This window comes from Arthrobacter sp. 08Y14 (assembly GCF_002929455.1).
Lineage (GTDB): Bacteria > Actinomycetota > Actinomycetes > Actinomycetales > Micrococcaceae > Arthrobacter_B > Arthrobacter_B sunyaminii.
The window spans coordinates 572,822-593,550 of record NZ_PJIX01000003.1 but is presented as its reverse complement, the minus strand read 5'-3'; the positions used below and the strand labels follow the sequence as shown (position 1 = coordinate 593,550).

General features: G+C 66.2%; 20 protein-coding genes and 1 riboswitch. Of the genes, 5 read left to right on the top strand and 15 right to left on the bottom strand.

Annotation, left to right across the window (positions count from 1 at the left end):
• The 3 genes from efeO to CXR03_RS15060 form a co-directional block, all read right to left on the bottom strand.
• Positions 1 to 1,155 carry an iron uptake system protein EfeO gene (gene efeO, locus CXR03_RS15070; RefSeq protein ID WP_104104536.1) on the bottom strand — a complete coding sequence of 385 codons (1,155 nt, stop codon included), beginning with the start codon at positions 1,153 to 1,155 and terminating at the stop codon, positions 1 to 3.
• A 32-nt stretch (positions 1,156 to 1,187) separates the two neighbouring features.
• Positions 1,188 to 2,036, bottom strand: a complete 849-nt coding sequence (efeU, locus tag CXR03_RS15065) for an iron uptake transporter permease EfeU (protein WP_104104535.1) — start codon at positions 2,034 to 2,036, stop codon at positions 1,188 to 1,190.
• Positions 2,037 to 2,198: 162 nt separating this feature from the next.
• A complete protein-coding gene (locus tag CXR03_RS15060) occupies positions 2,199 to 3,170 on the bottom strand; it encodes a DMT family transporter (protein WP_104104534.1) in 972 nt (323 codons plus the stop codon).
• A gap of 70 nt (positions 3,171 to 3,240) precedes the next feature.
• On the opposite strand from CXR03_RS15060, the gene CXR03_RS15055 reads away from it, so the two are divergent.
• Positions 3,241 to 3,471, top strand: a complete 231-nt coding sequence (locus tag CXR03_RS15055) for an RNA-binding S4 domain-containing protein (RefSeq protein ID WP_104055319.1) — start codon at positions 3,241 to 3,243, stop codon at positions 3,469 to 3,471.
• A gap of 39 nt (positions 3,472 to 3,510) precedes the next feature.
• On the opposite strand, the gene CXR03_RS15050 is transcribed toward CXR03_RS15055, so the two are convergent.
• On the bottom strand, positions 3,511 to 4,161 hold the full coding sequence (locus CXR03_RS15050; protein ID WP_104104710.1) for an alpha/beta hydrolase: 651 nt from the start codon (positions 4,159 to 4,161) through the stop codon (positions 3,511 to 3,513).
• Positions 4,162 to 4,349: 188 nt separating this feature from the next.
• Between CXR03_RS15050 and CXR03_RS15045 the strand changes: the two genes are divergently transcribed.
• A complete protein-coding gene (locus CXR03_RS15045; RefSeq protein ID WP_258073704.1) occupies positions 4,350 to 5,126 on the top strand; it encodes an SGNH/GDSL hydrolase family protein in 777 nt (258 codons plus the stop codon).
• Between the two features lie 43 nt (positions 5,127 to 5,169).
• Here the strand turns inward: CXR03_RS15045 and CXR03_RS15040 are convergent, their stop codons facing one another.
• The 3 genes from CXR03_RS15040 to CXR03_RS15030 all read right to left on the bottom strand — a co-directional run bounded on the left by CXR03_RS15040 (position 5,170) and on the right by CXR03_RS15030 (position 8,143).
• A complete protein-coding gene (locus tag CXR03_RS15040; protein WP_104104533.1) occupies positions 5,170 to 5,601 on the bottom strand; it encodes an SRPBCC domain-containing protein in 432 nt (143 codons plus the stop codon).
• Positions 5,602 to 5,657: 56 nt separating this feature from the next.
• A complete protein-coding gene (locus tag CXR03_RS15035) occupies positions 5,658 to 6,737 on the bottom strand; it encodes a homoserine O-acetyltransferase (RefSeq protein WP_258073703.1) in 1,080 nt (359 codons plus the stop codon).
• An 89-nt stretch (positions 6,738 to 6,826) separates the two neighbouring features.
• The gene (locus tag CXR03_RS15030; RefSeq protein ID WP_104104531.1) at positions 6,827 to 8,143 is read right to left on the bottom strand and encodes a bifunctional o-acetylhomoserine/o-acetylserine sulfhydrylase; all 1,317 of its coding nucleotides are present in this window, start codon (positions 8,141 to 8,143) and stop codon (positions 6,827 to 6,829) included.
• A 71-nt stretch (positions 8,144 to 8,214) separates the two neighbouring features.
• Positions 8,215 to 8,330, bottom strand: a riboswitch (SAM riboswitch).
• Between the two features lie 168 nt (positions 8,331 to 8,498).
• Here CXR03_RS15030 and CXR03_RS15025 point away from each other — a divergent pair.
• Together CXR03_RS15025 and CXR03_RS15020 are read left to right on the top strand one after the other, a co-directional pair.
• A complete protein-coding gene (locus CXR03_RS15025) occupies positions 8,499 to 9,158 on the top strand; it encodes a VOC family protein (protein WP_258073675.1) in 660 nt (219 codons plus the stop codon).
• Positions 9,159 to 9,731: 573 nt separating this feature from the next.
• A complete protein-coding gene (locus tag CXR03_RS15020) occupies positions 9,732 to 10,709 on the top strand; it encodes a hypothetical protein (RefSeq protein ID WP_104104530.1) in 978 nt (325 codons plus the stop codon).
• Between the two features lie 5 nt (positions 10,710 to 10,714).
• Here CXR03_RS15020 and CXR03_RS15015 read toward each other — a convergent pair whose 3' ends face one another.
• The 3 genes from CXR03_RS15015 to CXR03_RS15005 form a co-directional block, all read right to left on the bottom strand.
• Entirely contained in the window at positions 10,715 to 12,508 is a 1,794-nt protein-coding gene (locus CXR03_RS15015) for a glycoside hydrolase family 2 protein (RefSeq protein WP_104104529.1), read from the bottom strand.
• Positions 12,509 to 12,580: 72 nt separating this feature from the next.
• Positions 12,581 to 12,823: a hypothetical protein gene (locus CXR03_RS15010; protein WP_146070539.1), complete on the bottom strand. Its 243-nt coding sequence runs from the start codon at positions 12,821 to 12,823 to the stop codon at positions 12,581 to 12,583.
• A complete protein-coding gene (locus tag CXR03_RS15005; protein ID WP_104104527.1) occupies positions 12,820 to 13,179 on the bottom strand; it encodes a primase-like DNA-binding domain-containing protein in 360 nt (119 codons plus the stop codon). Before CXR03_RS15005 ends, CXR03_RS15010 begins: the two co-directional genes overlap by 4 nt.
• 185 nt (positions 13,180 to 13,364) lie before the next feature.
• On the opposite strand from CXR03_RS15005, the gene CXR03_RS15000 reads away from it, so the two are divergent.
• Complete coding sequence (locus CXR03_RS15000; protein WP_104104526.1) at positions 13,365 to 14,072, top strand: TetR/AcrR family transcriptional regulator C-terminal domain-containing protein; 708 nt, start codon at positions 13,365 to 13,367, stop codon at positions 14,070 to 14,072.
• Positions 14,073 to 14,118: 46 nt separating this feature from the next.
• On the opposite strand, the gene CXR03_RS14995 is transcribed toward CXR03_RS15000, so the two are convergent.
• Genes CXR03_RS14995 through CXR03_RS14975 form a run of 5 tightly spaced genes read right to left on the bottom strand, consistent with a single transcriptional unit; the run spans position 14,119 to position 20,661 of the window.
• Positions 14,119 to 14,907: a CPBP family intramembrane glutamic endopeptidase gene (locus CXR03_RS14995; protein ID WP_104104525.1), complete on the bottom strand. Its 789-nt coding sequence runs from the start codon at positions 14,905 to 14,907 to the stop codon at positions 14,119 to 14,121.
• A 55-nt stretch (positions 14,908 to 14,962) separates the two neighbouring features.
• Positions 14,963 to 16,234: an imidazolonepropionase gene (gene hutI / locus CXR03_RS14990; protein ID WP_104104524.1), complete on the bottom strand. Its 1,272-nt coding sequence runs from the start codon at positions 16,232 to 16,234 to the stop codon at positions 14,963 to 14,965.
• On the bottom strand, positions 16,231 to 17,655 hold the full coding sequence (locus CXR03_RS14985) for a formimidoylglutamate deiminase (RefSeq protein WP_258073674.1): 1,425 nt from the start codon (positions 17,653 to 17,655) through the stop codon (positions 16,231 to 16,233). The genes hutI and CXR03_RS14985 overlap by 4 nt, the downstream gene beginning before the upstream one ends.
• Positions 17,652 to 18,971 (bottom strand): allantoate amidohydrolase, encoded by a 1,320-nt coding sequence (locus CXR03_RS14980; protein WP_258073673.1) that lies wholly within the window; start codon positions 18,969 to 18,971, stop codon positions 17,652 to 17,654. Before CXR03_RS14980 ends, CXR03_RS14985 begins: the two co-directional genes overlap by 4 nt.
• 4 nt (positions 18,972 to 18,975) lie before the next feature.
• Entirely contained in the window at positions 18,976 to 20,661 is a 1,686-nt protein-coding gene (locus tag CXR03_RS14975) for a urocanate hydratase (RefSeq protein WP_104104522.1), read from the bottom strand.
• Positions 20,662 to 20,729: the final 68 nt, after the last annotated feature.

Sequence of the window (20,729 nt, the reverse complement as noted above, 5' to 3'; positions counted from 1 at the left end):
CTACTTAACGACCGCTGCCGTCAGCTTGGACAGGGGCTCGCTGAGCGAGTCCACGGCCGCACTGAGTTCCTGGATCTGCTCGTCCGTCAGCTCGGTGTAGAGCTTGAAACCGTCGTCCACCCGGTACTGGTCCAGCAGTTCCTGGAGCGCTGCAAAGTTCTCCTCGAGCGCTGCGTCGAGGTCGCCGTCGTTCTCGGCCAGCAGCGGCTTCAGATCCTCGTAGGCAATCCGGGCGCCGTCCACGTTGGCCTGGAAATCCCAAAGGTCGGTATGGGAGAAGAACTCCTCTTCACCGGTCACCTTGCCGGTGGCCACTTCATCCAGCAGCTCTTTGGCGCCGTTGGCCAGCTTGTCCGCCGTAAAGGTCAGTTCCTGGGTGCGGCTGAACAGCTCCTCCGTGTCCGCCACCATCTTGTCCGCAATGTAGCTGCGCTCTTCCGCGGTCATCTTGGTGTAATCAGCGGGGGCCCAGAGGTCCTTTTCGGCCCGGTGCCAGCCGGTGAATTCATCGCCCTCTTCAAGATCGGCTTCCCGTGCGTCCAGGATCGGGTCCAGGTCTCCGAAGGATTCCGCCACGGGTTCGATGCGCTCCCAGTGCATGCGGACCTGCGGGTAGAGGGCGCGCGCCGTCTCTTCCTCGCCGGCTGCAAATGCGGCTGCAAACTCCCGGGTACCTTCCACGAGCTGGGCCGCCTGGTCCTTGACGTATGCCGCGTACAGGTTGACGGCGGTGTCCTGCAGTTCTGCGCGGTCGGCACTGATTTCCTGTCCCGCCGGTGCTTCCGTGACGGTGAAGGCGGAACGGATGCCATCCCCCACCATCCCGGGCTTGCACGCAGTGAAGTACTTGCCTTCGGGTGCCATGACCACCAGATCGCGGGTGAGGCCGGGGCCGATGTTTTCCACTTCACCGACGATCCGCAGCCCGTCCTCTGCCAGGAGATAGAACTCGGTGACTTCATCGCCGTCGTTGGTGACATCGAAGCGGATGGTTCCGCCGGGGGCGGTATCCGTTGCGACCGAGCAGTCATCGGCGGTGCTGCTCACGGCGATGCCGCCGCCGTCAGCGGCAGCAGTGTTATCGGTGCAGCCGCTGAGTGCCAGGGCGGCAACGGCCAGCAGCACGGCCGGCGCAAGTGAGGGGTGTGCCTTCATGGTTATTCCTTAGGGTGCTGTCGGCAGCGGGATCAGGCTGCCGTCACGGGCCGGGACGCGGTCGTGTCCCGGCGGGAACCGCTGCGGTGAACGCTGCGGAAGTAAAGCCACATCACCGGGATGACGTACAGCGTCCATGCCGTTGCTTCAAGCCAGGTGGTGGCGGGAGAGAAGTTGAAGACGCCCTTGAGCAGCGTGGCCAGCCAGCCGCTGGGAGCGATGATGTGCGAAACATCGAAGGCCAGGGAGTTCAGCCCGGGCAGCACGCGTGCTTCCTGCAGGTCATGGACGCCATAGGCCAGGACGCCGCCGGCAACGATGATGAGGGCCGCTCCGGTCCAGGTGAAGAAGCGGCTGAGGTTGATGCGCAGAGCGCCTTTATGCAGGAGCACGCCCAGGGCAACCGCCACGGCAAGGCCAAGGAAGGCGCCGAGGATCGGCTCCCAGGTTTGCCCGGTGGCGCGGGCTGCCGCCCAAATGAACAGTGCGGTTTCCAGTCCTTCACGGCCAACGGCCAGCGCCGCCACCAGGACCAGCCCCCAGGCTTTGCCGTCTGATGCGCGGTCCACCTGGGTCCGCAGTTCGGTGCCGAGCGACCGTGAGGCTTTGGCCATCCAGAAGACCATCCAGGTCACAAATCCCACGGCCACGATGGACAGGCTGCCGCCGATGATTTCCTGTGCCTCAAACGTCAGCCCCCGGGGTCCGAAGGTCAGAAGCGCACCGAAGCCCAGGGACACCGCCACGGCGACGGCGATCCCGGCGTAAATGCGGGGAATCAGCGCCGTACGGCCGCTCTTCTTTAGATAGGCGAGGAGCAGGACAACAATGAGGACAGCCTCAAGTCCTTCACGGAGTCCGATGAGGAAATTACCGGTCATTGCGCACCTTGGTCAGGGCCAGCGCAGCCGTCTGTCCAACCGCTGCGGAGGCAAAATAATTACGCAACGGAAGTGTGCGCTATTAGACCTTAGCTTAGGCTTGGCTAAGTTACGCTTTTATTTCGAAGGGGCCCCGCAGGGTGCACCGGGCCCGCCGCAGCGTCACCGCCGGCGCAGCACTCCGGGCATGTTCCAGGGCAGCGTGGCAACCACAATGGCGGCCAGCGTCAGCGCGGTGCCCAGCACCGTGGCCGCGACGACGACGGAGCCCGGCGCCGGAAGGAAGATGTCCAGCAGCAGCGAACCCACCAACTGCCCGCCGATCATGCCCAGGCTGGTCAGCAGCACGCCCAGACTGCGCACCAGCAGGGCGCTGAGCCCAATGAAAACGCAGCCCAGCGGACCGCCCAGATACAGGTACCACTCCCCCGGCAGCGGATTTCCAAAACCGGACACGGCCACCTTTACCAGCCAGCAGACCAGCAGGACGGCAGCACCGGAGATGAAGTTCACCAGGGTTGCGGTGATCGGCGTTCCGTAATGCATGCCCGTGGTGCCGTTCATGGCCTGCTGGAAACTCATCAGCATGCCCGCGGTCAGAGGCAGCAGCACCGGCAGCAGCAGGTCCGAGGCCGAGGATGTTCCGCTGAGCTTTGGGCTCACGGCCCACGCGACGGCGGCGATGGTCAGCACAGCACCAACCACCCGCATCACCGTCAGGGCTTTCTTTCCCGCCGGTCCAATGCCCAGGCGGTCCACCACCAGCCCGGTCATGGTTTGGCCGGCGACGGCGGCAACGGTGAACACGGCAACGCCCAGCACCGCCACGGTGAGGGTTTGGGACAGCACGAAATAACCGCCAATGGCTCCGGCCAGCACGTAATAGCGCGGAAAGCGGCGCTCGCGCAGGGCCGGAAGGAGCTGCGCGGCACCGGCGCGCCCCCGCGGCAGCAGCGCCGAAATCAGGATCATGACTACGAGCCCCACGGAGAAGCTGATGAGGGCTGCAGCCAGCCCGTCGTCGATCCTTTCGCGCAGCGCACCGTTGACGCGCGCCTGCGCGGGAATGGCCGTCCCGGCCAGGACAGCAAGGGGAAGACCGATCAGCGGATTGATTCGCACAGCGTTTGGCACGGACTTACCCTACGGCAGGGCGGGCGCAAGGCCGGAATCGGGCCCGGACAATATCCGGCAGAATGGACACATGAGTAATACCGATCCCCAAGACCTTCCCATCCGCGACGAAATGATCCGCCTGGGCCAGCTGCTCAAGCTCGCCAGCCTGGCCGAAGACGGCATCCAGGCCAAGCAGCTGATTGAAGACGGCCTGGTGAAGGTCAACGGCGAGATCGAGGAGCGCCGGGGCCGCCAGCTGCACCCCGGCGACGTCATCTCCGTCAACGGCGAAGCCATCCGGATCGTCACCGAAGACTAACCCGTCTCCGGCGGGCCGGCCGGCCCGCTCCGGTGCGGATCAGCCCTTGAGCACCAGGTGGGTGAGGAACTCCTTCACATGCCCCAGTTCCTGCATGTTGATGCCGTGTCCCATGTTCGAATAGAGGATCTTGGTCAGCGCCGTGTGCTCGTTCAGCCAGGCGTGGGTGAATTCGATGCGCGGCGCGTCGATCACCGGATCGGCCTGGTCCCGGCCCCAGAAGAACGGCACGCCGCCGGCGGTGAGCTCGTCGTCGTGGAAGAACGGATTTCCTTCAGCGGGAACCACAAAGCCGGAGAGCCCGACGACGGCGGCAAAGTCCGCGGGCCGGTGGCGCAGCAGCGTGCTGGCCACGGCCATGCCCATGGAAAAGCCCAGCAGGGAAACACTGCTGTGCACGTCCTTGACGCTGTCCAGCCAGCCGGCGACGTCGTCGACCGCGTCCACCACGCGCTCCACGGAGAAGTCCGCGTCGTTCATCAGCGGAAACCAGGTGTAGCCGGGGCCAAGGGCCTGCGGTGCGCGGACCGAGGCGATGGTGAACTTTGAGGGCAGGTAATCCGCCAGTCCCATCAGGTCTTCCTCGTTGGCGAGGTAACCGTGGAAGAGGACCAGCAGCGGCGTACCGGGCCGCTCGGCTTCCGGCTTGGACCAAAGGACAGTGGGATTCCAGGGAGCAGTTTTAGGCATGATAATCATTCTGGCACGGCCTGTTCGCGAACCTACGGTCGCGTAGCCAGCCCCCTCCTTGGCAGGATGAACTGGTGACTTCTCCTTCGATCCCCGAAATTTCGTCCACGCCGGCAGCCGGAACGTCCGCCCCTGCCCCGGAACCCGCTGCAGGCGGGGAATCCGCGGTTCATCCCTGGACCCGTTATGTGGCCATCGGTGACTCCTTTACCGAGGGAATCGGCGACCCCAATCCCCAGAGCCCCGGCGGGCACCGCGGCTGGGCGGACCGGGTGGCCGAGGAACTGGCACGCACCCGCGACGGCTTCGCCTACGCCAACCTGGCCATTCGGGGGCGGCTGCTGAACAAGATCATAGAGGAACAGCTGGAGCCGGCGATCGAACTACATCCGGATTTGATCACCATTTGCGCCGGCGGAAATGACGTCATCCGCCCCGGCGGCGACCCCGACAAGCTGGCCGAGAAGATGGATGCTGCAGTGGGCCGGCTCGTCTCCAGCGGCGCCACGGTGGTGCTCTTCACCGGGCCGGATCTTGGTGCCACGCCGGTGATCGGCAGTGTTCGCGGCCGCGTGGCCGTCTACAACGAGAACCTCCGGACCGTTGCCGCCAGGCACGACGCCGTGATCGCTGACATGTGGGCACTGCGCCAGCTGAGCAACCGGGAGATGTGGGCGCCGGACCGGCTGCATTTTTCACCGCTGGGCCATCACACGATCGCGGCGATGGTGCTGGAAACTCTCGCCGTTCCGCACACGCTGGAGCCCCTGGAGCCCAAGCCCATGCCGGTGAAGAACTGGCGTACGGCCCGCACCGAGGACCTGACCTGGGCCCGTGAGTACTTCATGCCGTGGGTGGTCCGGCGCGTGCGCCACCAGTCCTCCGGCGACGGCATTTCCGCCAAGCGCCCCGACGCCGGACCCATGTTTGGCGGTCCCGGCATGCCTCCGGGTTCGGCCGACTAAGCGGACGCCCGACGGGCCAGGCACTTTGGGCGAGCCGGCTCATTCAGCCCGCCAAGCCCCTTTCGGCCAGCGAAATCAGGTTCGCCAAATGGTCGGCCCATTCCTCGGTGTGGGTGCGGGCCACGTCGGCGCCCCCTGCCAGAGTGCCCAAACCGCTTTCGGTGACAACGACGTCGGTGTAGTCCGTTTCCGGGTCCGGTCCCGGTGATGCGGCCAGCTGTATGCTCACCACCGTGTGCGCATTCCAGTCGGGCATTCTCCAGCGGAAGGACAGCAGCCGGTCCCGCGCCACCGCCAACACGGTGCCCGAAGCGCGCTGCTCGCCGTCATCGGCCGCCCGTTCCGCCAGCGGCGACCCGGGGCTGGCCGTGAACTCCATTTCCGGCCACCACGCCGCACGGTTGTCCACCAGCGTGTGCCAGAGCTGCGCCGGGGAACACTGTGCCTGCGCCGCCACGCGAATCGAATCACCCATGGGGTTGTTTCTTCCACGTTCAGGCGGCCTTCGCAAGGGTAGGCACCCCGCCGCCGCTAGGGCGCTCCGAAGAACCGGTCCCGCAGCGGAACGCCGATCTGTTCAACGTCGGTGAGGAACCCGTCGTGGCCGATCGGCGCACTGATCATGTGCACACCGGTCTTCCGGGGCAGAGCCGCTGCCAGTTCGTAGGAGTGCTGCGGAAGGTAGAGCCGGTCCGAATCCACGGCGGCTATGAAGAATTCGGCACCGGCGTTGGCCAGCGCCTGGCGCACCGATCCGCGGCCGCGGGCCACATCGTGGCTCATCAGGGCCTCGGTCAGCAGCAGGTAGCTGTTGGCGTCGAACCGGTCTGCGAGCTTCCGCGCCTGATGGTCCAGGTAGCTCTCCACCGCATAACGCCCGCGTGCCGCCGGCAGCGCGGACCCCAGCGGGTCCTCCTGCAGCTGCGCTCCGTTGCCAAAGCGGTACTCCAACTCAGCTTCGGAGCGGTAGGTAATGTGGGCGATCCGGCGGGCGAGGCCAAGACCGGCAACGGGAGCCCTGCCGTTGTAATAGTCGCCGCCGTTGAAATCCGGATCCAGGCGGATGGCTTCCAGCTGCGCCTGGCCAAAGGCAATTTGCTCCGCGGAACTGGCAGCGGTGCACGCAATGACGGCGCAGCGCTGCACTCGGCCGGGCTCGGTGGCGGCCCATTCCAGGGCACGGGCGCCGCCCAGGGAACCGCCGAGCACGGTGTGCCAGACGCGGATTCCCAGCTGGTCGGCCAGGCGCGCCTCGGCGCGAACGGAGTCCCGGATCGTGACAAAGGGAAACCGCGACCCCCAGGGGAGCCCCTGCGGATCCGGCGACGATGGTCCGGAGGATCCGTAGCAGCCGCCGAGCATGTTGATGCAGACGACAAAGTACCGGTCAGTGTCCACCGTCTTGCCCGGACCCACCAGTGCGTCCCACCAGCCGTCCTCGCCGCTGCTGCCCCTGGCCACATGGGTGCTGCCGGTGAGGGCGTGGGCCACCAGCACGGCATTGTTTGCATCCGCGTTGAGGGTCCCCCACGTCTCGTAGGCAAGGGAAACGTCCGGCAGGTAGCCTCCTGTTTCCAGATGCAGGCTGCCGATGCGCGCATGCCGCAGCACCCCGTCCCCGGCGGGGGCGGAGTGCTGCGGTACGGTACCGCCGGCGGTTCCGGCAGCGTTTGAGGTAGAAGGAAGTGTCACGCTGCCCGCTACGCTCCCTTGGCTGCCCGGAACCCGGCGTCGAGGTCCGCAATAATGTCGTCAATGTGCTCAATGCCTACGGACAGCCGGACCAGCCCGGGGCTGACTCCCGCTGCCAGCTGCGCCTCGGCCCCCAGCTGGCTGTGGGTGGTCGACGCCGGATGAATGACCAGGGAGCGCACGTCGCCCACGTTCGCCACATGGGAGTGCAGGTCCAGGGCATCCACGAACCGCTTGCCGGCGTCGATGCCGCCGTTGATCTCGAAGGAGACAATGGCGCCCGTTCCGCGCGGCCCGTAATGGCGTCCGCGCTCGAACCACGGGCTGGATTCCAGGCCCGCATAGGCGACGGAGACGACGTCGTCGTGCCCTTCCAGCCAGTTGGCCACCGCGACGGCGTTGCTCACGTGCCGCTCCATGCGCAGGCTCAGGGTTTCCAGGCCCTGGGCAATGAGGAACGCGTTGAACGGGGACACGGAGGAGCCAAGATCGCGGAGCAGCTGGACCCGCGCCTTGAGGATGTAGGCGAGGTTGGCACCCAGAATGCCGCTGGCACCCAGGTCACGGGCATAGACGAGCCCGTTGTAGCTCTCATCCGGGGTGTTGAAGCCGGGGAATTTCTCCGGATCGGCACCGAAGTCAAAGTTGCCCGAATCCACGATGACGCCCGCAATGGCGGTACCGTGCCCGCCGAGGTACTTGGTGGCCGAGTGCACCACAATGTCCGCGCCCCACTCGATGGGCCGGATCAGGTACGGGGTGGAGAGCGTGTTGTCCACGATCAGGGGAATGCCGGCCTCATGCGCCACCGCACTGATGCCCTCGATGTCCAGCACGTCCTGGCGGGGGTTGGAGACCACCTCGCCGAAGAAGGCCTTGGTGTTGGGCTGCACCGCCGCCCGCCACTGCTCCAGATTGTCCGGATCGGCCACGAACGTTGTGGTGATGCCGAACTTCTTCAGCGTGTGCTTGAACAGGTTGTACGTTCCGCCGTAAAGGCTGGGGCTGGCAACGATGTGGTCCCCGGCTTCGGCCACGTTGAGGATGGCGAAGGTTTCCGCGGCCTGCCCGGAGGCGAGCAGCAGTGCCCCGATCCCGCCTTCAAGGGAAGCGATCCGGTTTTCCACCGCTTCCTGGGTGGGGTTGCCGATGCGGGTGTAGATGGGGGCAAGCTCAGCCAAGGCGAACCGGTTGGCTGCTGCTTCCGCACTGGGAAAGACAAAGGACGATGTCTGGTAAATAGGCAGGGCGCGGGCGCCGGTAACGGCGTCGGGCTCCTGGCCGGCATGGATGGAACGGGTTTCAAAGGACCAGTTTTCTGACACTGCTTAGCTCCCATAACCTAAGGGCCGCACAGAGACTTCCGGCCGGAACAAGGTAACCGGCAGCCACGTGGGACCCGCGCTTGCCCTGCATCCGTTGAGGCAGGGCCAGGTCTTCACCCGGGGCACCCCACCGCGGTTGGAGGGTTGCCGGCCAGCAAGCCGGGGCTATCTGCTGGCACTCATGACCTATCCCCTATGAAAACGGATAAGTCCGGCGCCTGCAAGGAGTGTGACGGATCATTTCCCGGGCGTCGGCGGCACGGATGGGCGCGTACCTTTTCCCGGCGGCTGCGGGGAAAGCGTCTTCGGCGCCTTAGGTGGCCCTAAGTCGAGACGCGGGTCACAACGTGCCATTATGGGCCGCATGCGCTTGGACCATGTATCTTATGCCAGTGAATCCGACGGTCTTTTGGCCACGACAGAGAGGATCGCAGACGCTCTGGGAGCGGACTTCGTCAAGGGCGGCGTCCATCCGCGTTTTGGTACGCGGAACATGATCCTTCCCCTGGCCAACCATCAGTACGTCGAGGTGGTGGAAGCCCTCAACCACCCGGCCTCGGACAAGGCTCCCTTCGGCCAGGCAGTGCGCCAGCGCTCGGAGTGCGGCGGCGGCTGGATGGGCTGGTGCGTGGCTGTGGATGACCTCACCCCCTTTGAAGAACGGCTTGGACGGCTCTCCGTTCCGGGTAACCGGAAGTTCCCCGACGGCCAGGAACTGACCTGGCGGCAGATCGGCATCAACGGCCTGATCGCCGACCCCCAGGTGCCGTACATGCTGCGCTGGGATGACGGAACCGAGGAACTGCACCCCTCGGCTGCCCTGCCCGGCATGCCCGGTGCCGTGAAGCTGGACTCGCTGACCATTGCCGGCTCCGCTGACCGTGTGGCGCAGTGGCTGGGCACCCCGGCCGAGGAACCGCTGGAGAACGTGGGCGTCACGTGGATTTCCCCCAAGGGAACTCCCGGCATCATGTCCGTCACGTTCAACACGGCCAAGGGCCTCGTCGAGATCTAGTTCTGCTGCCGCTTTGGGGGATCCGCGCACCTTTCTGGGCGGGCCGGACCCCTGATCCGCTGCCGCTTTGGGCATCCGCGCACCTTTCGGGAAATCGCTGCCGGTCCGCACCGGCAGCAGAATCCCAATCCGGATGCGCCTGCCCAAAGTGGTCGCCTTTCCCGCCGGCGGCGGAACCAGTTGGGTAAATGCTGCCGCTGTGGGCATCCGCGCACCTTTCGGGCGGGCTGGACCCTGAACCGCTGCCGCTTTGGGCATCCGCGCACTTTCTGGGCGAGCCGGACCCCTGAGCCGCTGCCGCTTTGGGCATCCGCGCACCTTTTGGGCGGGCCGGACCCTGAATCGCTGCCGCTGTGGGCATCCGCGCACCTTTTGGGCGGGCCGGACCCCTGAACCGCTGCCGTTTTGGGCATCCGCGCACCTTTCGGGAAATCACTGCCGGTCCGCACCGGCAGCAAATTCCCAATCCGGATGCGCCTGCCCAAAGTGGCGGTCTTCCCTCAGGCGGGGTTTTTATCCACAGACCGCTCCCGGTCCATCTAGTGAAGCAAGCCCAGGATTCACGCTTGTCTCATGGATCCGGAGTTTCTTTATGCAGCCGACGCCGATCGCGACGGCTCCGGCAGACGTTCCCTGGCCCGGAGATGTCAGGCGGGCGAGCTGGTCCGGGTGCGGGCAGGGGTCTACATCGAAGCCGCCCAGTGGCAGAAGATGCCGCAGTGGGACCGGGACCGTGCCTCGATTACCGCTGCCGTGGATCAGGCACAGGCACCTCGGATCCTGATCCAGCAGTCGGCCGCCGTCATCTGGGGTTTACCGGTCATCGGCAGAACCTCTGAAATCCTGCTGCTGGCACCGGGCACTTCGCATGGAAGGCGCCGCGGCAGTCTCCGCTGGACACCTCGGAGATTACTCGAACCGACCACGACAAGGGACGGCCTTACCCTCACCTCACGTGCTCAAACAGTCCTCGACATGGCCGCTCGGCTGCGCTTCGAGCGTGCTGTTCCCGCCATGGACCACGTTCTGCGTCCGGATGCGGCACGCAGCCTTCCCGCTTTGGAGAAGGATGCCCTGCTGATCCTTTGCGAAAACCTTCCGGACGAGGTCAAACGCACCAGGGCGAGAAGCGTAATCTCCTTCGCGGACAGCCGTTCCGAATCCCCCGGCGAGTCCTATTCCCGTGCCGTTTTGCACCTGTACGGATTTCCGCCGCCGGAGCTCCAATATGAGTTCCGGTCTGCCGGCGGACAATTCATTGGAAGAACCGACTTTTTCTGGAAGGACTACGCGCTGGTCGGCGAGTTCGACGGAGCGGTGAAATACGGAACCGCGGCATCAAGCCAAAGCCCCGGCGCCAACCGACAGGTTGGCACGGCTTCCCGGGAAGCCCTCATCCTCGAGAAGCGGCGGGAAGATGCAATTCGGGCGACCGGCGTTGGGTTTGTCCGCTGGTCCTGGGCCGACCTCATCAAACCCCGGAACGATCCGGACGGGCTGGTGAGCATGTTGCTTCGAGCCGGGCTGCCCAGGCAACGCCGCCGCCGCTGAAACGGTCAGGAGGCCCCCGCCGCGCGGGCCAGCCCGGCATTGGTCTCCCGCACCGTGTCGGCATCGATCTTCACCACGCGCCGGTCATAGCTGAGCAGCCCGTTCACTTCGTCCTCCACATCGGTCAGCTGCGTGTACACGGTCGCAGCCAGGCCCTGAGCCACCGCCGGCTCAATCTGCTGCCGGTGCAGCTTAATCCATGCCCGCCGCAGGGCCTCCGGCGTCTTGAATTTCCGGTAGCCGAACTCCTTCTCATTGAATGTGTGGCCCGGAACGCGCAGGCTGTAGCCGCCGTACTCGGACAGGACGACGGCGCGCCCGTCCCGCAGCCAGCCCTTCCGGAGCACAAACGGAACAAAGTACACGTGCACGCTCTTTAGGTCTCCCCCGCCTTGGTCATGCCAGCCGCTGGCATGGTCGATGCTGCGGGTCGGATCCAGCGAGCCCAGCAGGTCGGTGACGGCGTTCGCGTCAAACTGGCCCCAGCCTTCGTTAAACGGAACCCACACTGCCAGCGAGGTGCTGTTACGCAGCAGGTTCACGGTGTCACGCAGCTCCGTCAGGAACTCGTCCCGGCCCGCTTCATCAGCACGCCCGAACGCAGCGTGGTCGCTGTCATCACGGTGGGGCAGCCCCACTGCCGGAGCCGTCACCACTGAGTGCCGATAGGAACGGCCGCCGCTGACCAGGTCCTGCCACACCAGCATGCCGAGGCGGTCGCAGTGGTAGTACCACCGCAGCGGTTCCACCTTGATGTGCTTGCGCAGCATGGTGAAACCTAAATCCTTGGCGGTTTGGATGTCGTACACCAGAGCGGCATCCGACGGCGCCGTGTACAGTCCGTCCGGCCAGTACCCCTGATCCAGCAGCCCGGCGTGGAAGTACGGTGTGCCGTTGAGCAGGAGCCGGGTATGACCGGATGCATCCGGTCCCGTCCCAAAGGTCCGCAGCCCGGTGTAGCTGCGGACCTTGTCGATCTCCCGGCCCCCCGAAAGCAGCCGCACGTCCAGGTCATACAGGAACGGGTCCTCGGGGGTCCACAGGTGCGGATCCGGCACCGGGATGTTGACGGCTTCCCCGGGAACGACGACGGCGTCCGCAACAGTGCGTCCGTCGGCGGACAAAGTGATCGCTGCTGACAGTTCGCCGCCGTCGTCGTTCTCGGCGTCCAGCAGCACAGTCACCGAGACGGATTCCAGATCCGGCACCAGGACCAGCTGCGAGATGCTCGTCCTCGGCACGGACTCCAGCCACACCGTCTGCCAGATGCCGGACTGAGCGGTGTACCAAATGCCGCCGCGGTCCAGGGTCTGCTTGCCGCGGCTGTGGTAGCCCGTGTCGCTGATGTCCCGGACCCGCACCACGATTTCCTGCTCTGCACCGGGCACCAGCGCGTCCGTGACATCCAGGGAAAACGGCAGGTAGCCGCCGTCGTGCCCGCCCACGTCCGCGCCGTTCACCGTAACCGTGCAGCTTTGGTCCACCGCGCCGAAGTGCAGCAGCACGCGCTCGCCGGCAAAACCCTCGGGCAGCCGGACCATGCGCCGGTACCAAAGGAACTGCTGGGGCTGGAGTTGCCGGTTCACCCCGGACAGCGGTGCCTCGGGTGAGAACGGTACGAGGATCCGGCCGTCCCAGTCACCCTCGGCTGGCGGCTGGTTCCGCTGGGTAGAGGTAATGGCGTACTCCCAATACCCGTTGAGGTTCAGGCAACTGTCGCGGACAAGCTGCGGACGGGGATATTCCTGCAGAACGGATTCCGGATCCAGGTCCGCTCCCCACGGGGTTGTCAGTGTCACAGGCGGGTGTGCTCCTTGATCAGCGTTCCGGGCGGGCATCACCGGCGGCGTTGTCCAACTCCTGCGGCACCTTCAGCGGGCGCGGCCTGAACGCTGCCTCGCCGCGATGATGTCCCGTGCAGTCGCGAGCAGTTCATCGGAACCAATGCCATGATCTGTGCCCCAATACCGCCGGATGCCCTGTTCCAGCTGCTCGGAGACGAGTTCGACACCGATCAGCGTAGCTTCTTCAGCTACGTCCTGCACGGCCAGCTTCAGTGCCTCAACGATAGTGCTGCAGTTTCTCTCCACGGGTACGGGGTTAGCGGGCATCACGCCGGAAGTGTCCCCAGCACGCTGTTGGGACCCGGAGCCTTATCAGTCTCCAGAATGTACTGGATGGGGATTTGGCCTGTGACCATGATGCCTTTGACCACTTTTTCCCTGCGCTGTTGCCCGACCTCGATTCCTTCGTCCCGCAGTACCTTCGAGAAGAGCTGGATGGACAGCGGATCTGTACTGTTTTGTTCACACCAGATGATGTACATGCCATAGAGGTCGGCAACAGGCAGGACTGCACTGTCATCGAGGTCCCGTACGGTGCATACGGTGAGGAACTGACGGACCCGGTCCTCGGCTGTCTTGGCGTTCCCGGTACGGGCAGCGGGGGTTGTGCCTGTCATTGCAGTCATGCGCTTCTCCTGATCGATCGGTGCGAGTGGCCACTACCGGCCGCGCAAACTCTGATCTCTCCGAAAACCATGTCGACTGCTCTACACTGTAGACTGTAGCCGTAGGCCTACACAGAAGCAACCATTATCATTAATGGAGAGCGAGCGATGTTCGCTCCCCAAGACGATCAGGACGGACCCCCCTCATGGCGGAAGCCCCGGAAACACCAGCCACTGCAGGTTCCCGAAAGGCTCGCCTGAGCAGGGAACTTGTCCTGGGAACGGCATTGGACCTGGTGGATGCCAACGGGCTGGAAGCTCTCAGCATGCGTCGGCTGGCACAGGAACTTCACTGCGATCCGATGAGCCTCTACCGTTACGCGGAAAACCGTGCTGCCCTGCTGGCCGGGGTTGAAGAACTGGTCTTCAATAAACTGACGATTTGTCTGGATGAATTGGACTGGCAGGCTCAGCTGCGACGCATCGCCCATGACGTCCGGGTGCTGGCCCTGCAGCACCCCAACACGGTCCCGCTGCTGGTCACCAGGCCCTTGTCCACTCCCCTGGGCCTGCGCCCCCGGGGAACGCTGCGGCCGCTTGAGCGGATTTTGGCGCTCCTCATGAAAGCCGGATTTTCCCCCGAGGATGCCCTGCACATCTATCGTGCCTTTTACTCGTTCCTCTACGGACACATCCTGAACGAGCTGCAGGAGCTCATCGCCGATCCCGAAGAAGATGAAGCCATTCTGCGTCTTGGCCTGCACCGGCTGCCCCCGAAGGAATTCCCCCGGCTCAGGTCCCTTGCACCGATTCTTGCGGACTATGACGGTGAAGTTGAGTTGGATCAGGGATTGAGCATCCTGCTCTCCGGACTAGCTGAACAACTGGGCGGCGGGTCTGTACTGCACAGCTGAGCGCCGGTGGCCGGCAGCCTGAAACGCAGGAGGGCAGGCGCCGGCATCAGTTGCCGATCCCGATGGCGGGACCAAACAGGGCAAACCCCACAAACCCGGTGATGTCCACCAGGGCATGGGCGATCACCAGCGGCATCACGCGGCGGGTCTTGACATACGCGTAGCCGAAGATCAGCCCCATCAAAAAGTTTCCAATGCCCGGCCCAATCCCCTGGTACAGGTGATAGCTGGCACGGACCAGGGCGCTGGTCAGGATGATCGCCGGCGTCCCCCAGCCCAGCTGCCGCAGCCGCAGGAACAGGTATCCCACCACAATGACTTCCTCGAGCACCGCATGCCGCACGGCCGAGAGAATCAGCACCGGCAGCGTCCACCAGTACGTGTCCAGCGCTGCGGGCACCAGCGCGGTGGTGATGCCCAGCGCCCGGCCGGCCGCGTATACGCCCAGGGTTCCCACACAGATCACCGCCGCCAGGCCCGCGCCCAGCCCGAAATCGCGCAGCGGTTTCTCGAAGGTGAAACCGATGCGCCGGAACGCCGATTTGCCGGGTTCGGTGAGCAAAAACAGGACCAGTGCCACGGGCAGCAGCGAGAAGAAAATCCCCAGCAGCTGATAGGTCAGGTCAAACCAGGGGTTCTCGTCCAGGACCGGGTTCAGCGTGGTGGTCTGCCCGGCCAGCGGTCCCTCGGTTGCCTTTTCCAGGAGTTCGACGACGGCGTAAACCCCCGAGCGGCCCAGGGACAGTCCCAGCACAATCAGGATTTCGAAGACGAGCATCTTCCGTGCCCGCGGATCAAGCGACTCGGCGGGGACGGAGGGGAAGGCAGCACGCATGCTTTCCATTGTGCAGGATGTGCAAGGAACCACACGGTTCCGGACTGCGGACCGCCTACCGGGCAGGCAACCTCAGCTGTTGTCCGGCCCGCCACACGGCACCGGTCAGCGGCATGCCGGGCCGGTAGGCCAGATGCGCAGCCGAGGGAGCGTTGAGCAGCTGCAGGTCCGCACGGTGCCCGACGGCGAGCGACCCCACTGCCCGCTGCCCGTCCCGGTCCTCGCCGGTGTGCACGCGCAGGGCCAGCGCGCCGCCGAACGTCGCAGCCCGCAGTGCTTCCTGAACCGTGAGGCCCATCTGCAGCACCGCCGTCGCCACACAGAAGTTCATGGAACTGGTGTAGGACGTCCCGGGGTTGCAGTTGGACGCCAGCGCCACCTGGACTCCGGCATCCAGCAGTTTCCGCGCCGGAGCCAGCAGCGCCCGGGTGGACAGGTCGCAGGCGGGCAGGCAGGTGGCCACGGTTCCTGCCACCCGGGCGGCTGCATCCGTTCCGTCCGCGTTCCATTCCTTCCAGGTGCCGGCGAGGGCGTCAATGTCGTCGGCGGTCAGGTGGTTCACGTGGTCGACGCTGGCCGCACCAAACTCCACGGCCAGGCGCACGCCGGCGCCGTGGCCCAGCTGGTTGCCGTGCACCCGCAGCCCCAGGCCGGCGTCGCGGCAGGCTTTCAGCACGCGCCGTGACTGGTCCTCGGTGAAGGCGCCCTCTTCGCAAAAGACGTCGGCCCACTGCACATACGGCAGCACCGCTTCGAGCATCTCGGTGCACACCAGGTCCGTGTAGTCGTCCGCGTCGGAGCCGGCCGGCACCAGGTGTGCCCCGAGGTAGGTCACCTGGTTCGCCACGGTGGAGGCAATGCGCGCGTGCCGCCGCTCTTCCTCCACGTTTAGCCCGTACCCGGTTTTGGTCTCAAGATAGGTGGTGCCGCCGGCCGCCGCCTCGGCAACACGTGCGAGCAGAAGCCGGGTCAGGTCATAATCCGAGGCAGCCCGGGTGGCATCGGTGGTGACGGCTATGCCGCCGGCAGCGTAGGACTCCCCCGCCATCCGGGCTTCGAACTCCGCGCCGCGGTCCCCGGCAAAGACCAGATGGGTATGCGAATCCACCCAGCCCGGCAGTCCCGCCCGCCCGCCGGCGTCAATCATCTCATCAGCGGCAGGCGCGTCGGAAGCCGCACCGATCCAGCTGATCCGTTCGCCCTCAAACACCACAGCCGCATCCTGCAGCACTGATCCGGTGCCGCAGGTTTCATCTTGGGTCGAAAGCTCGCCAATGTTGGTGATCAGGGTGGATACCGGGGTGCTGCGTGCGGTGGATGTGCTCATGGGTCTTCCGTCGTCGTGGCTGGCATCGTGCAGGCGGACATGGTGGAGGCTGGCAGCGGCGGGTTCTTCCCGTCCACGGCGGCGACGGCGGCCGACAGCAGCTCCGCCGGATCGCCCAGTACGGCATGCCGGCCGTGGCGGGCCAGGATGCGTCCGCCGACGACCACGGTGTGGACATCCGAGGCTGTGGCGGAAAGAGCCAGCTGCCCGGGGCGCGAGCCGGCCGTCCGAAGAGTTTCGGGATCCACTGACATTAGATCGCAGCTGTTCCCCGGGGACAACCCGGGAGCCGGACGCCCCTGGGCATCCGTTCCGGCAGCCGACGCCGCCGCATGCAGGTCCGCCGGGCTAAACCGGCCGCGTTCCCCGGAGCGGAGGCGTTCACCGTGTTCCAGCGCCCGCATCTCCAGCCAGGGATCGACGACGGCGTGCTGATCAGTGCCCAGCGCTATCCGGGCGCCGGCGGCCCGCAATTGTGCCGCCGGACCGATGCCGTCAGCCAGATCCGCCTCCGTGGTGGGGCACATCACCACAGTTGCCCCGGCAGCTCCCAGAACGCCGATGTCTTCTTCACTCAGATGGGTGGCGTGAACCGCTGAGAGCCGCCGGGTCACCAGGCCGTGCTTGGCCAGCAGCAGGGCCGGCGTGAGTCCGGTGGCTTCCCGGCAGGCCGCATTCTCGGCGGGCTGTTCGGAGAGATGGATGTGCAGCGGCAGGTCTGCGGGGAGTTTCCGGGCGATCAGCTCCAGCTCCTCCTCCGGCACCCCGCGCACAGAGTGCAGGGCCGCTCCCACGCTGACCTGCGCCGGATCGAACTCCTCGGCAAACGCAGCACGCAGGGAGGCCAGCCGCTGCAGCCAGGCGGCGCCGTCGCGGTCCCCGAAGCGCAGCTGTCCCTGCGTGAGCGGGGCACCAAATCCGCCGGCCAGGTAGCAGGTGTCCAGCAGGGTCAGGCGGATGCCGGCGGCAACGGCGGCCCGCGCCAGCGCCCGTTCCATGGCGTGCTCCTGCGGATAGGCGCTGCCGTCCGGCTGATGGTGGACATAGTGGAACTCGGCCACGGAGGTCCATCCGGTGACCACCATTTCCGCGAACACCGCAGTGGCAAGCTGCTCATACAGTTCCGGAGTCAGGGCAGCGGCTACCTCGTACATCTGCTCACGCCAGGTCCAGAAGCTGCCGGTGCCGGCGGCGTGCGTGCGTCCGCGCAGGATCCGGTGGAAGGCATGGGAGTGCGCGTTGGACGCCGCCGGGAACGTCACGCCGGGCAGCCGGCAGTCCCCTTCCCTGGCCGGCACGCCGGTTTCGGTTCCCGTCACCGTGCCCGCGGGATCAATCTCCACCCGGACACCGGCGGCAACCGTGCCGTTCACCCAGGCTTGCTCGCACCAGAAGGATTCCTGCCGCTCCGGGATGCTCACAGCAGGTCCTGCAGGGCATCGGCGAGCGCGGCAACGCCGAGCTCGGCGTCGGCATCCTCCACATACTCCTCCGGCGAGTGGCTGATTCCCGAGGGATTGCGGACAAACAGCATGCCGGTGGGCACCCGAGCCGCCAGCACTCCGGCGTCATGCCCGGCGCCGGTTGCCAGGACGGGGGCGCCTGGCACGGTTCGAGCCACTGATTGCTCGAGTGAGCGCTGAAGGGCGGCGTCAAAATGGACGGTGCCGGAATAGGATTCCTCGGTCAGGCGGACTGTGCAGCCCTCCATCGCGGCGATCCTCTGGGCCTGGCCGTGGATCTTCTGCACCAGGGCAGCGGTAACCGCGTCCTCGGGGTGGCGGACATCCAGCCAGAGGTCCACCCGGGAGGCGATGACGTTGGTGCCGCCGGGAACCGGTTCCAGCCGGCCGACCGTGGCGCGGGCCCCCTGCTGGGCTGCTGCGGTCTGCCGCACGGCCACGATCAGCTGGGCGGCGGCGACCATGGGATCGGCGCGGTCCGCCATCAGGGTGGTTCCGGCGTGGTTTCCCTGCCCGGCGATGGTGAAGCGCCACCGCCCGTGGCCCAGCACGGATCCTCCCACGGCCACGGCCGGACCGCGCCCGGCCGCATCCATGAACTCCTCGGTGTTCAGGCCGCGCCCCTGCTCCACATGCAGTTCCACAAAGTCGCCGATGCGGCTCAGCACCGCATCATCGCGTCCCATCAGCTCCGGGTCCAGTCCGTTGGCGCGGGCGACGTCGGCAAAGGTGTTGCCGTCCGCGTCCCGCAGGGACAGGGCTTTAGCCGGGTCGATCGCTCCGGCCAGCAGCCGGGAGCCGAGGCAGGCGACGCCGAAGCGCGAACCTTCCTCTTCCGGGAACACCGCGACGGCGAGGGCCCGGTTGCGGACCAGGCCCCCTTCCCTTTCCCGGGCCTGCAGCAGATCCACTGCCGCCAGGGCACCGGCCACGCCAAGGGGTCCGTCGAAGGCACCCCCGCCGGGCACGGAGTCCAGGTGGGAGCCGGTGACCAGCGCGCCGCGGCGCTCCGGTACCCCGGACGTCGCGTCGATCCCCGCTGCAGAAGCTCCGGGCAGGTCCCACCAGGCCCACAGAATGCCGTTGGCATCCGTTTCCACGGCCAGCCCGCGCCGAAGCGCTTCGGCCGTGAACCATTCACGCAGGTCTCGTTCCGCGGCGGAGTACACCGGGCGGGAGTATCCGCCGCGGCGCTCATCGCGTCCGGTGTCCTCAATGGCGGCCATCAGAGCTTTAAGGGGCGAAGCAACGGGCGAAGCAGGTGACAGGTCCATGGATCTACTCTGCCATCGGGATACGGACACCGCGCTCGGCGGCGACGTCGGAGGCGCGCTCATATCCGGCGTCGACGTGGCGGATGACGCCGGTGCCCGGATCATTGGTCAGGAGCCGCTCCAGCTTCCGGGCGGCCAGCTCGGTTCCGTCGGCCACCGACACCTGGCCGGCATGGATGGAGCGGCCGATGCCCACGCCCCCGCCGTGGTGGATGGAAACCCAGGTGGCACCTGAGGCGGTGTTCAGCATCGCGTTGAGCAGGGGCCAGTCGGCGACGGCGTCGGAGCCGTCGGCCATGGCTTCGGTCTCCCGGTACGGTGAGGCCACCGAGCCGGAATCCAGATGGTCGCGGCCAATGACAATCGGTGCGCTGACCCTGCCCTCCGCGACGAGCGAGTTGAACAGCAGCCCGGCCTTGGCCCGGTCGCCGTAGCCCAGCCAGCAGATGCGGGCCGGCAGGCCTTCAAACTCAACATGCTCCGCCGCGGCGTCGAGCCAGCGGTGCAGGCGCATGTTCTCCGGAAAGAGGTCCTTCATGGCCGCATCCGTGACCGCAATGTCCTTCGGATCGCCGGAAAGCGCCACCCAGCGGAAGGGGCCCATGCCTTCACAGAAGAGCGGCCGGATGTAGGCGGGAACAAACCCCGGGAACTCGAACGCCCGCCCGTAGCCGCCCTGGCGTGCTTCGTCGCGGATGGAGTTGCCGTAGTCAAAGACCTCGGCCCCGGCGTCCTGGAAGCCCACCATGGCCGCCACCTGGCGGGCCATGGATTCGCGGGCCTTCTTCGTGAAACCTTCGGGGTCGGCGGTGGACTCGGCGGCCCAGCGCTCCATAGGAATGCCTGCCGGCAGGTAACTCAGCGGGTCGTGGGCTGAGGTCTGGTCCGTGACAATGTCCACGCTGATGTCCCCGGCGAGCTGGCGGCGCAGCAGTTCCTCGAAGACCCCGGCGGCGTTGCCCACCAGTCCCACCGACAGCGCCCGCTTCTCGGCCTTGGCGGCCATGACCTTGGCGACGGCGGTGTCCAGGTCCGTTTCGACCTCCTGCAGGTAGCGTTTGCCCTCGCGGCGGCGCAGGCGGGATTCGTCGACGTCGACGATCAGCACCGCGCCCCCGTTCAGCGTCACGGCCAGCGGCTGCGCACCGCCCATGCCGCCGCAGCCGCCGGTGAGGGTCAACGTGCCGGCGAGGGTGGCGTTTTCATCGTGAAAGAGCTTCCGGGCAACGGCGCCGAAGGTCTCGTAGGTGCCCTGGAGGATACCCTGTGTGCCGATGTAGATCCAGGATCCGGCCGTCATCTGGCCGTACATCATCAGCCCTTCGGCCTCCAGCCGGCGGAACTCGGGCCAGGTGGCCCAGTCCCCCACCAGGTTTGAGTTGGCCAGCAGCACCCGCGGCGCCCACTCGTGGGTCCGGAAGACGCCCACGGGTTTGCCGGACTGGACCAGCAGGGTCTCGTCGTCGGCCAGCGTGGAAAGGGTGCGGACGATCGCGTCGTACGCCTCCCAGCTGCGCGCAGCCCGGCCGGTTCCGCCATAGACGACCAGATCCTCCGGCCGCTCGGCAACTTCCGGGTCCAGGTTGTTCATGAGCATCCGCAGGGGCGCTTCCGTCTGCCAGCTCTTAGCTGTCAGGGAAGTGCCGCGGGGGGACCGGATGCTGCGGGAAGAATCGGAAATGGTAGCCATGACCAGACGGTAGCTGAGGGTTCCGGTCCGTCCGCAGAGGATTTTCGGGGCGTCTGGGATTCCAGACA